The organism is Chitinivibrionales bacterium, from assembly GCA_014728215.1.
Classification (GTDB): domain Bacteria; phylum Fibrobacterota; class Chitinivibrionia; order Chitinivibrionales; family WJKA01; genus WJKA01.
Genome location: WJLZ01000197.1, coordinates 22224 through 34201, shown reverse-complemented (window position 1 = coordinate 34201; position 11978 = coordinate 22224). Strand labels below are relative to the sequence as shown.

General features: G+C 45.8%; 13 protein-coding genes. 3 read left to right on the top strand and 10 right to left on the bottom strand.

Annotated features, from left to right (window positions below):
- The coding region (locus GF401_17765) for a DUF4143 domain-containing protein (GenBank protein ID MBD3346906.1) at window positions 1–693 on the top strand (693 nt) is incomplete at its 5' end.
- A gap of 255 nt (window positions 694–948) precedes the next feature.
- On the opposite strand, the gene GF401_17760 is transcribed toward GF401_17765, so the two are convergent.
- Window positions 949–2136: a hypothetical protein gene (locus GF401_17760; protein MBD3346905.1), complete on the bottom strand. Its 1188-nt coding sequence runs from the start codon at window positions 2134–2136 to the stop codon at window positions 949–951.
- Window positions 2137–2455: 319 nt separating this feature from the next.
- On the opposite strand from GF401_17760, the gene GF401_17755 reads away from it, so the two are divergent.
- Window positions 2456–4270: a T9SS type A sorting domain-containing protein gene (locus GF401_17755; protein ID MBD3346904.1), complete on the top strand. Its 1815-nt coding sequence runs from the start codon at window positions 2456–2458 to the stop codon at window positions 4268–4270.
- A 510-nt stretch (window positions 4271–4780) separates the two neighbouring features.
- Here the strand turns inward: GF401_17755 and GF401_17750 are convergent.
- Entirely contained in the window at window positions 4781–5071 is a 291-nt protein-coding gene (locus GF401_17750) for a type II toxin-antitoxin system RelE/ParE family toxin (GenBank protein ID MBD3346903.1), read from the bottom strand.
- On the bottom strand, window positions 5059–5241 hold the full coding sequence (locus GF401_17745) for a hypothetical protein (GenBank protein ID MBD3346902.1): 183 nt from the start codon (window positions 5239–5241) through the stop codon (window positions 5059–5061). Before GF401_17745 ends, GF401_17750 begins: the two co-directional genes overlap by 13 nt.
- Window positions 5242–5613: 372 nt before the next feature.
- Between GF401_17745 and GF401_17740 the strand changes: the two genes are divergently transcribed.
- On the top strand, window positions 5614–6750 hold the full coding sequence (locus GF401_17740; GenBank protein ID MBD3346901.1) for a glycosyltransferase: 1137 nt from the start codon (window positions 5614–5616) through the stop codon (window positions 6748–6750).
- Window positions 6751–6848: 98 nt separating this feature from the next.
- Here GF401_17740 and GF401_17735 read toward each other — a convergent pair whose 3' ends face one another.
- The 7 genes from GF401_17735 to GF401_17705 form a co-directional block, all read right to left on the bottom strand.
- Window positions 6849–7421 carry an adenylate kinase gene (locus tag GF401_17735; protein MBD3346900.1) on the bottom strand — a complete coding sequence of 191 codons (573 nt, stop codon included), beginning with the start codon at window positions 7419–7421 and terminating at the stop codon, window positions 6849–6851.
- 301 nt (window positions 7422–7722) lie between these two features.
- Window positions 7723–7926: a hypothetical protein gene (locus tag GF401_17730; GenBank protein ID MBD3346899.1), complete on the bottom strand. Its 204-nt coding sequence runs from the start codon at window positions 7924–7926 to the stop codon at window positions 7723–7725.
- 172 nt (window positions 7927–8098) lie between these two features.
- Entirely contained in the window at window positions 8099–8998 is a 900-nt protein-coding gene (locus GF401_17725; protein MBD3346898.1) for an ABC transporter permease, read from the bottom strand.
- Window positions 8999–9066: 68 nt separating this feature from the next.
- Entirely contained in the window at window positions 9067–10581 is a 1515-nt protein-coding gene (locus GF401_17720; protein MBD3346897.1) for an ATP-binding cassette domain-containing protein, read from the bottom strand.
- Window positions 10582–10667: 86 nt separating this feature from the next.
- Window positions 10668–11033 carry a cyclic nucleotide-binding domain-containing protein gene (locus GF401_17715; GenBank protein ID MBD3346896.1) on the bottom strand — a complete coding sequence of 122 codons (366 nt, stop codon included), beginning with the start codon at window positions 11031–11033 and terminating at the stop codon, window positions 10668–10670.
- Window positions 10996–11175, bottom strand: a complete 180-nt coding sequence (locus GF401_17710) for a hypothetical protein (protein ID MBD3346895.1) — start codon at window positions 11173–11175, stop codon at window positions 10996–10998. The genes GF401_17715 and GF401_17710 overlap by 38 nt, the downstream gene beginning before the upstream one ends.
- Window positions 11176–11436: 261 nt before the next feature.
- Window positions 11437–11976: a hypothetical protein gene (locus GF401_17705; protein MBD3346894.1), complete on the bottom strand. Its 540-nt coding sequence runs from the start codon at window positions 11974–11976 to the stop codon at window positions 11437–11439.
- Between the last annotated feature and the right edge of the window lie 2 nt (window positions 11977–11978).

Genomic DNA, 11978 nt, shown 5'->3' with positions numbered 1-11978 from the left:
TTTGTCAATGATGTCCCGAAATATGCTCGAAACCCGACACTGGCCCGCGTGATGCGGCATTGTATTGAAGCTGGTCCGCATGCTGCCGGCGAACGGATAAAGTTCGAAGGGTTTGGCCAGTCCAACTACAAATCACGTGAAGCTGGAGAGGGCCTGAGGACACTCGAGCGGGCAATGCTTCTGTACCTGCTGTATCCGTCAACTCAGACTGCCCCTCCTTTCGAACCGGACTGCAGAAAATCGCCCAGACTGCAGTTGATCGATACCGGCCTTGTCAACTTTCTCGCCGGGGCGCAGCGAAGCCTTATCGGTGTCGGCGATCTGGGTGCGCTCTACAGAGGAAGAATTATCGAACAGGCTGCAGGTCAGGAGCTTCTTGCCGCAGGTTCTCCCATCCACCGGAAGCCGTTATTCTGGGTGAGAGAGAAAGGAACGGCCAATGCCGAGGTTGATTTTGTGGCGCCCTGGAGGAATTCCGTACTTCCGGTGGAAGTGAAATCAGGTCCGGTTGGAAAACTCAAATCTCTTCACCAGTTTATCGAGCGAACCGGGGTGAACGCCGCAGTTCGGCTTCATGCCTCCCCCATACATGTTGAAAAGTGTACAACGCCGGGCGGAGCGCGGTTTCTCCTGATCAACCTTCCCTACTACCTCGGCCCCCTTGCAGTTGAATATGCAGACTGGGCTTCATAAAATATTTGCAAAAGATACAGGATTGACGGAATTGCCGGGATTTTTGATTTTAACCTAAAATCCGCAGTTGAATCGTGGCAATCTGCATAAGCTCTTGCGCCATCTATCCTTGCAAAAATCCTCACTGTGCCTCCCCGGGCACACCTGCGGTTTTCGCAAGGCTATCTGACGCAATATCTTACGCATCTTATCCACGCTCGACTGCGGAATTTAGGTTTAAAGAAGTTGCACTGGTGCGAGCCCAAATCCCGCACTCTAAAATATTAACCGGTAGCTTTTTTTTTCTTTTTTGCCGTCGAGGCGCTCTAATTTCATGCGGGCCGGATATATAGAGGTTCCCGGGGAGAGGGGAATATTGTCGACAGGAAGCTTATACTTTCTGGAAACCATTCTCGCCGATAAGTCAATTTCGGCCAGTATTCTTCCTCTGATATCGAGCAGTTCCAGCACCATTTTTCGGTAGTGAATATCCGGTACGGAGATGATGATAAAATGCCCGTTTGCCGAAAACCCGTTTGCACTGCTTATGAAAGCAGGAACTTTTTTGTTCTTCTGTGTAAAGAATTTCGTGCTGTACGGGACCTCGTAGATTAATTGGTGCAGCGGCAAATCATTGATCGGTAGGGCATCTTGTTGATGTTGCGGGAGATCGTCTATTTGAATGGGACCGGTCGGCGAAGGGCCTGCCGTTTCTTCAGATGATTGCGGCGGCATTTCAGGTGGTGGCATGGAATATGGCGGACGAGGAATTCTGAGCGTCAGGTCATTGTCGGCTCGATTATAAATTGAATAACCTGTAAGCGGATCCGAGCAGATCACCGAAGATTGATTATCCAGTCCGGGTATCCACGGAATGTAGAGTGGCGCTGTCAGATATATTTTTACGGGCGGGACCGTATTTTCTTCAATTGTCCAGACAAAAAAATCCATGGAATCCATACCATCGCCGGTTGCAAGCCGTATATCGCTAATGGCAATATTTTGATAAAAAGGCGATGCAAAGTCGGTAAATTGCTTTGAAGCCAATGTGACTTCAAATGTATCCTGCACAATCGCCACTCGTGGAGATCCGGGATTTATAACCTTTGACTCCCGCGTCTTCAACCAGAAAAGCCGGCCGGGAATGAATTCAAACAGCGAAGCATTTTCTTCAGAATACTCGATCCATTGATTGCCGGATGGTCCTTTTTCGGTCCATCGGAACAATCGGAACTGAGTACTGTCGTATGTCCATTCCACCCCGGATACGGCAAGATCGCTCAGCACGGCTTTTGCCGAATCATTTTCAAGATATGATATTGAATATATCGGGTTCCATTCCTTCGCATTCGTGATTATTTGCTGGTTGACTGCTGCTTTTATCTGCAGACAGAGCGGCAATCCCGCCAGGCAAAGCGCGAATCTAATGGAACTAAAGATTTTTATGTCTGACAAAAAGCGCATAGTCTTTTCTGTTTGCCGGCTTTTCTAATCTGCCAACGGTCTCCGCTACAGGTAAAGAGGACTTTTGCATTTATTAAATATACTAAATCGCGACCATACGCGCTTAACTTAAATTCATATTCCTGTTGGTATTCGAGGTGATCTGCTTTCCACATTGCTCTAATGCAACCTGTTTTCCAACAGAAAACACGTATGCTATAATTTAATTGATAATGGACTCAGATTATTATATATTACATACAAGAAACAATCTCAGATGTAAAACGGTCTATCATAAATCGGTTATCTATATCCCGATCTAATTTGAAGCAGGGATATCATGGCTTCATATTTCAACTCTATAAAAATATCATGTAGCGCTCTAACACAGATATTTGCTGTTCTATTTATACTGGCTTTCAAAGCAGACTCACAATACAATCAATGTTCTGCAGATGAAAATGGCTATATTTTTTCAGATCGCTTATGCAGCTATTGGAAAGAATGCTACCAGCCCTTGCCGGACACGCTCTGCACTTTGCGCCCTTTATCCTATACATCCAGGCATTCCGGCGAGTATTCAATTTCTGCTGTTGTATCGCATCAGAAAAAGCTATATCTGGCATTAAGTTCTATGGTTTATCCTCTTGTCTTAGGATTTCAACCCTGGCGATATTACTATAATCCCGTTGAAATCTATCTCGAGAATGTTGAATTAACACAATCAACACCGCTCTGTTTTTATAAATTTGACCTGGAAAATCTGAATTTTTCATTAGCAATTGCACAGCCGGCAGGAGAGATACGTTTAATTTCATTTGCAATGGAATCGGTTTATGAGAATCCTGCATTCACTATAGAAAAAATTGAAACGATAATGCTTTCTTCATTCAAGGCCGGTCAACAAATAATAAATATGACGACGTCTCCAAAAAGCATTCCGGAATCTGAAAATGCAATCTGTGACAGCAATATCTGGATTACAGGATCTTCCGGGCTTATAAGGAGGTGGGATATTGCAGATAATCTATTTGTTAACGAATCCATATATGATATTTCATCGAATGAAGATGTTTTATGCTATGGCGACGGATATGCAGCAACATATACCGGTAGCATATATCATTTCGATAGTTCGGGCTTTTTTCTACTTGATACTCAGGTTTGCAGCTTTCCTCTTTGGAATATCAACAATAGCGCTGCTGTTGGAGATAACGGAAGTTTAATCGTTCATCAAAACCAAAACTGGATATTTTACACTCTTGATTCTGCGAATTATCGATACTTCAATTTAATAAAGCATCCAAACGGTTCAGCTATAGAGCTTCTGGATGAGGATTGGAATTATCATTTTCATATCTATAAGAACGATCCAACTTTCATATCCCTGACCAGTCCTGAAAGCCTTATCACATTTGTTAACACTCGACCATATATATATAGCGGCATTGGCTTAGAACAGATTGAAATAGCTACATACGATGATGATGGGAATAATCGTGATCCTTCGATCTGTTTATGTAATGCTGATTCTTGCTATTATCCGATTAGAGTAACGACAAAAGATCAGGCAGTCAAGCATGCAATTATTCCGGGTGAAAAAATACCTGATGACTTCAAATTATATACATGTGGCACCATCCTTTCTGAGCCAATCATACACTTCTCAAACTCAGCCATCTCTTTGAATTTATCACCTTCTTCGCTAACCATTCATGCAAAGTATGAATATTTTCCGGAACAATATTTTAATCCGCATTATCCCAACATTTGCTGGTCCAGCGGCTACTATGACTCTACCTTTTCATGGAATAAAGGAGATAGTCTGATATATGTGGTTAACAACGATACGCTGGTAATAAAATATGGATATGATGCTTCTGTGCAGGAAGAAAACGCATTTACAGGCCAAAAAGCAAAAATGGCATATAATATCCGGGGAGATACCTATTCGATAAGTGTGCCAACCCAATTTCAGAATGCACAGGCGCAGGTTACTATTTATGATTTAAAAGGAAGAGTGCTAAAGGCAATAAAATCAGAAAACAAGAAAACAGTTGAAATTCACGGTATACCGGCAAATGGAATATATTATTATCGCTTTTCATTTTCGGAAATACAATCCGATATCCATAAACTTCAGATCCTGAAATGAAAAGGAAGAGGATGGATAAATGATTCTGCTTACGATGAGGTTCGTAAAACCGGCATGTCTGTAAACGACCGCTTCGGCTGCTGCATATACATGTCGCCTGCGAGGCTATGGAACGGCTGTTTGGTTGTTCTTTAATTTTCTATATAAATAATAAAGGTATCTTGAATGAGATTAATCAATAAATATTCAAGCAATCTGTATTATATTCTAATTACATTTTGCTTCGTTTACAAGCGCAGACTCCCCACAGGCCCGTCCCCCGCAATTTCCATATATTCCGAAGTAAAGCCCGATCAAGGTATGGTACTGATAATTGCGAAATATTATTAATATCACCTTTATTCCATCGCAGATACAACACTTCTCGCCTCCTAAAACCTATTGCATATTTTGGGTCTCTTTAAATCATAGCCACGGTTTAAGCAAATTGTATTTATGAATATGATAGTGAAAAATCCAATTTCGCCCTCCACTTTCACTAGGAGCATAAGTTAGCTGATTTGTAACCGATTATCGAGGTGGTTTCCAATTTTTTGCACCATGTATCACAGCTGTTATCCAGATATTGCTTTTTTCGACTTTATACATTATTCGGTAAGAGCCGTAGATTATTTCACGACAGGAATTCTGACCGATTTCAGGAATAATTCGACCAAGGTAGGGTTGTTCAAGCAATAAATCCGCTGTTTCGAACAGTCGGTCAATAAAAAGAGAGGCATGATGAACAGAATCGCGAGCAATATATTCGGCTATGGCATCAATGTCGTCCAGTGCGCCGGGCGACCAGACTATTTTTGCCATTTTGCGAGCTTTTTTCTTGCTTTTTCGTCTGAAACGCCTTTTCCGGCTCGAATTTGACGTTCTCCGCGGTCAAATTTCGATGCAACGTATAACGCGTGAATAACATCATCCATTGAAACTCTCTCAGGAAGAGAATCAATGACCTGGTGGGCTGTATCTTTAACTTTCATTTGGAACCTCTCGCATATTTAAATAGAAATAAATACAATCAATAAAATAAATGACCGCATTATGAAACGAAAGAATAGCTGAAAAGGAGGCAAATTCATAAGAATATATGTAAGGGATTCAAAGAAAGTCACAATACCACTTGGATTTCCGGGGACGGACGAACTTTTGTACTTTAAGCCGCCGGTAATTCGATTGTCCCGAATTTCTTGCTGCAGATGCGCCAAAGGCCCCTTTTTGCCCGTTCGGGAGAATAAGCGGGGGACCAAAAGGATCCTGTTGCAGGAGAGCGCAGCGGTGGGCGAGAGATAACGTAACTCTCCGGATACAGTCCAGGAAGAAACACCGTTGTGGCGGCATTTATTTTGATGTGAATGCATGTCCTGTTGATAATTCTTGTTGTTATAACGCTCTATTATCTCTCCTGCATCCTCTTTTTTCTCCGGGGATTATTATCCATTTCACCGCAGACGCAGGCGCATAATCTCTCTTTTTCGGTTGTTATTGCCGCGCACAATGAAGAAGCAATAATCGGCGACTGCCTTAAGCGGGTGCTGGATCAGTCGGTCCCGGAAGAGCGTTTTGAGGTTATCATTGTCGATGACCGCTCGACTGATGCAACAGCCGATGTTGTTGCATCGTACCGGCGACGGCACAATAATCTCTCGCTGATTCAGGTAACTGAAACGCCGGCCGGAGTATCGCCTAAAAAACATGCCGTGGCACAGGGGGTACGGGCTGCCCGGAATGAAATAATCGTCTTTACCGACGCCGATTGCGCGGTCCCGTCGACCTGGCTTGCCACAATCGACAAGTACTTTACAGGTGAAACAGGCATGGTGCAGGGGGTAACGGTATATTCGTACGTTGACGGCATGAACAGGCTCTTTTTCGGTCTTCAGGCAACAGATTTCCTGTCGCACGGGGTCATATCCGCCGCCGGGATCGGCGCAAACCTTCCGATAAACTCCAATGCCAACAATTTTGCTTTCCGAAAAAGCGTTTTTGATGAGCTTGACGGGTATGGCTCGATGGAGAGCATTATATCGGGCGATGACGATCTTCTGCTGCAAAGAATTTACGAATCGGGCAAATGGAAAATCAGGTTTATGCTCGACCGTGAAGGCTCTGTGACAACGCTTCCGACCCCCACACTGCGCGGCGTATTCGAGCAGCGGAAACGGTGGGGGTCGAAAACCGTCCACTACGGCCTGAACCAGGTGTTTGTTTTATCAGGGGTATTTCTGTTTTATGTGGGGATTATCGCGGCGCTGGTTGCCGGTTTTTTTGCACCGGTGTTCTTTGGAATCGCCGGGATTATGCTCTGCTCCAAGCTGATCGGCGAATATGTCCTCATGCTCCCTGGCGCCCGGATGTTTCATCAGGAAGCGCTCCGTAAATATATCCTCCCGGCATCGATCATCCAGCTTCCGGTGGTCGTTGCGGCGATTTTCGGCGGGGTGTTCGGGAAATTTAACTGGAAAGAGCAGCGGTTTTCGCGAAAGGCGTGAGGGGGAAGATCTGGAGTGATGGAGTGTTGGAGTAGTGGAGTACTGGGTTTTTAAGACAACCAATACTCCATCATCCAAGCACTCCAACTCTCCATTTTTTATTCTACCGCTTCCTTGATACGATCGAACACCTCATCGATAGTCCCGATTCCATCAATATCGCGCACGATTTCTTTAGGGCGGTAGTATGCCAGGCATGGTTCGCTCTGGTTTTTATAGGTGTCGATCCGGTTCTGGATCACCGCTGGATCGGCATCATCGGCACGGCCTTCAATGGAAGCCCGCTTTGAGAGCCTGGCCCGAATTTCGTCATCGGAAACAGCGATGTTTACTACGTGATCGAGGGTAATTCCCAGCTCGTTCAAAATTTTGTCGAGGGCTTCTGCCTGCGGTACACTCCGGGGAAATCCGTCCAGAAGAAAACCGGCTTTGACATCATCCCGGCTCAACCGGTCCTTGACCATGGCAATAGTGACTTCATCGGGAACAAGTTGCCCTTTCTCCGAATAGGATTTGGCAAGCTTGCCCAGCTCGGTATCATTTTTGATATTGTAGCGGAACATATCGCCGGTGGAGATATGCGGGACATCGAGAAGGTCTCTGAGTTTTGCTGCCTGGGTCCCTTTTCCCGCTCCGGGAGGGCCGAACAGGACGACGTTTTTACCTGACATTGGGGGTCCTTTCTTTTTAATGAATATAAAAAAGTCAGTCTTGTCCAAAATAGAACGCTAATTACGCTGATCAAGCTGATATTCGCTGGTCAGAAAACTAAAAGTATCAAAAAATCTGCGATAATCAGCCAAATTGGCGTCACTTGTACTGAGCCTGCGCTGCACTGAGCCTGTCGAAGTGTCAGCGTTCTATAATCAAAATAATTGTATATCGTAAATTTCGTTCTTGTTTTGTGAAATAACTGCGCATTTATAATTCAATGATCAATAGTCTGAAAATGGATATTTAGCAAGAACAACTTCATTCGGAGAGTAGCTGTGCATATGCATCATCCTCTTCATTGTTCCAGATTTTATCTAAAGATGTAGTAGATGCATCAGACCAGAATCTCAGTTCGTCATCCGAAATAACTGTTACCAGAACTTTAGTTCCATCAGGTAATTTGGTATCATCAGGAAGATTAATTTTCCCTTTTTTAACCTCTGCTTGGTATGTTGGGAACACGGTTTCTTTGCTCCTTATTAATGGTTTTCTTTCAAAGATAATAGCAACTACTCAGGGGGTCGGTTTTTTATTCCGGCTTTCGCTAAAATAACGGTTGAAATTACCCATAGGGATCTGAGTAGTTACAAATAATATAAATATTTGCAGGGTGAGATCAGGTTAAATATACTATCTATCTGCTCACCCGCTGCTTATACCGGTCGACTGCGACCGCGCCGATAATGATTGCGCCGATAACGATATTCTGCACATAGTTGGGTATCCCGACAAGATTACATCCGTTGCGAAGCACGGCCATGAGCAGCGCGCCAACCAGCGAGCCTACGGCGCTGCCTTCGCCGCCGGAGAGTGAACCGCCGCCGATCACGACCGCCGCAATGATATCCAACTCCATGCCCTGGGCCGCGGTAGGATCACCCACGGTCAGATTCGAAAACTGCATGATTCCGGCAATTCCGGCAAAGGCGCTGCATACCGTATAGATTATGGTCCGGTAGAATGTAACCCGGACGCCACATAGCCGGGCTGCCGATTCATTGGAGCCCAGAGCAAAAACATACCGCCCGAAAATAGTCCGTTTAAGCACGATGGTCATTATCACCGTAAGAATAATTAGCAGCCAGACGCCGGGTGCAAAAACCAGCCACGACGGTGCGGGATCGACTTCCATCCACCGATTCAACCAGGTTTGCGGAGCAATAACCGTCTGCTCTTCCCCGATCCACTTGGCCGTTCCCCGGGCGATCTGCATCATGCCGAGAGTAACGATAAAGGGAACGATCCGCAGGGAGGCGGAAATAATACCATTCAGGAAACCACAGAATGCACAGAGGCCGACTGCGCCGGCTACCGCGGCAACGGAGACCCAGAGCGGGGTATCCGGGGCGCCGATATTGAGCATCCGGGCGGTAACAACCGTTCCCAGGGCAATGACAGAGCCAATACTCAGATCGATACCGCCGCTGATAATAACCAGCGTCATGCCCAGGGCGCCGATTCCGATGATAACCGTTTGGGTAATAATTGTTTTTATGTTGTAAAGGCTGTAAAAGGCGGAGGGGGCAAGAACCATAAAGAGAAGAAAAACAAGAAACAGACCCGAGAAGGGGCCGAATAATTTTGCGAAATTCAAGAGCTTTTTCAACTGTCCAGTTCCTTTCCCGAGGTGGCCCAGGCCATGACTCGTTTTTCATTCCACTCATTACACGGCCACACCGGACTTAAAGTGCCCCGGTACATGACCGCAAGGGAATCACACATCCCGAAAAGCTCCGGAAGATAGGAGCTTACCATGACAATGGACTTGCCCAACAGGGCAAGTTCGCCGATAAGACGGTATATTTCGGTTTTACTGCCGACATCAATCCCCCGTGTCGGTTCATCCAGCAGCAATATGTCGCTTTGGTCGACCAGCAGCCGCGCCAGTGCAACTTTCTGCTGATTGCCGCCCGAAAGATCGCCGCTTTTCTGACAGGGTGACGTGTAGCGCAGCGAAAGTGATTTGCATTGAGTCTCGACAATGTCGTTTTCTTTTTGAGTGTCGATAAACCCGGGGGTGTTCGGAATAATAAATTGGGCAAGTGAAGAAAGGGTGATATTGTTCCGTATGGGGAGATTGAGTGCAAGTCCTTCCTCTTTCCGGTTTTCACTGAGGAGATCGACGCCGTTTTTCAGCGAAGTACGCGGGGAGATGTCGATAAGGGCCAGGGTGACGCCGTTTGCGAAGGAGATCGTTCCATTATCGGCACGGTCGAGTCCGAAAAGAGTTCTGAGCATATCGGTGCGTTTGGCGCCTACCAGGCCGGCAATGCCGAGGATCTCACCTTTATGAATACAAAACGATGTTTCGGCGAGGTCGGGCGTGCGGGAGAGGTCGTTGATTGTTACAAGGACTTCGCCGATTGTATGGGGGACGCGGGGAAACATTTCGGTGAGTGGCCTTCCTATCATGGCGTTAATAATCTGTGGTAAATCGGTTGTTTCGATAGGGCCCCGGTCAACGCTTTGCCCGTCCCGCAAAACAGTGTAATGATCGGCAATCCGTTTGATCTCCTCAAGGAAATGGCTGATATAAATAACGGTAACGCCGGTCTGTTTCAGCCGCCGGATTGTTGCAAAAAGAGTTTCAGTATCGGACGCCGAAAGTGAACTGGTGGGTTCATCCATGATAATTACACGGGCGTCGGTAATGAGGGCTCGGGCTATTTCAACAATCTGTTGTTCCCCGATCCCCAGGGTTGATACTTTTGCGTTGAGATCAAGACCCGAATGGCCGAGACGGGTAAGGGTTTGTGAAATTTTCAGGTCCTGTTTTTTCAGTACGCCGTAGTGATGGTGTTCCATACCCAGGGTAATATTTTCGGCTATGGTCAAATGGGGCGCCAGGGTCAGTTCCTGATAGATCATTGCGATACCCATAGCCCGCGCCTTTTTTGGCGATTCGGGAGCATAGGCGCAACCATCCAGGGCAACCGTACCGTAGTCGGGACGGAGCGCACCGCTGAGAATTTTCATAAGCGTACTTTTGCCGGCCCCGTTTTCTCCAATCAATGCATGAACCGATCCTTTATCCACAGTCAGGTCGACATTTTTCAGTGCCTTTACCGCACCGAAACGCTTGGAAATTTTTTTCATGTGAAGAATTGGCGTATTCATATCTTTTTAAAATGCATTAAACAGGACGTTAAAATAGATTTTAGCAGGAAGACAATGGGGCAGAAAGCCTGGAAAGAGAACCAGCACTATTGTATCGCTGTTGCTTTTTCCAATTCCTCAAGGCGTTCGTCGGCAATATGATCAAAGGACACGCCGGTGAGAAGACTTTGTTGAATGATAGTATAAAAATCATGCCGGGAAAGTGTCAATAGACGAACTGGCGATGCTGCAATGACACTGGTAGTACGGGGAACATTTTTTACAAGGGCAATTTCTCCAAACCATTCACCCTTCTTCAGGTATTTCAAAAAGGCGACTTCATCTCCTTCATCACGGCGGATAATGACTTCACCTTCTTTGATACAATAAACCTTATCTCCCCAGTCGTTCTGGTTGAAAATAATTTCATCGGTATCAAAGCGTTCCTCCATGGGCTGGCATATAATCGGCATCTTCTTTACGAAGTTTTAAATAGGCGCCTCTATGAGGGTTTTTGAGATACGTTATGCCCGGTTTGAAGGGTATGAACTGCGCATCGGGAATAACACACGGTTTCATATGCTCCAGTTGGATATCGGTTGATGAAGCATTCATTGGCATGGTTTTCCGATATTCGAAAGAAAAAGTATTCCCCGCACTAAAATTATACCGAATTTTCGGTTTCAAGTAAAGAAAAGATAATGGAGAATCACCCGGTGTTGTTTCAGAAGGTGAACTGCATATCGATTTGAATGGTTGTGCCGCCAAAATAACGGCTTTTCAACCCTATAGAGGGACCTGATGGTTGGGAGGATGATGATTTCTGTGCGTCTTGAAATAAAATGGGAATACGCTGGCCCAGATCAATACCAATGATCAGCGACCGGTCAAGATATATTCACGGGGATTGTTCACCACCCTGTGGTACATCGTATCCCTGTCGTAAGCGGGGAGAAAGAGGCGACCTAAAGAGCATTCAACGCTGAGGTGCTCGATTGGAAAGCGGGTCGCTGCGGTCAGCATTGCGGCTTTGCCCTTCACATCGAATGAATATTCCTGATTATCCTTTCGATAGGCGCCGAAATGATTCATTACTTCACACCGCAAACCCACAGGGATAGTATTCAGATACACGGTACCGCCGGTTCTTGCATACATGATATCGATAAAGGAATTGAAGGTATCGTCGTCGCTACGGCCAAATTCATGAACAAGGGGGTGATATGCAAAGGCAAGATCAAGTGATGAAGTGTCCGAAATGATTGAGATTCGGGGATCGAATGTGAGGTTTGCGGCAATATCGAAAGGGTGAAAAGCATTGCCTGAAGAGAAGGCCGCGGCGATTGTAAGGATAACAAAACGGCCGAAAGCAGCGGCTTTCGGCCAGGGCGCCGGTATTCTTAAAAGAAGAGTCATTA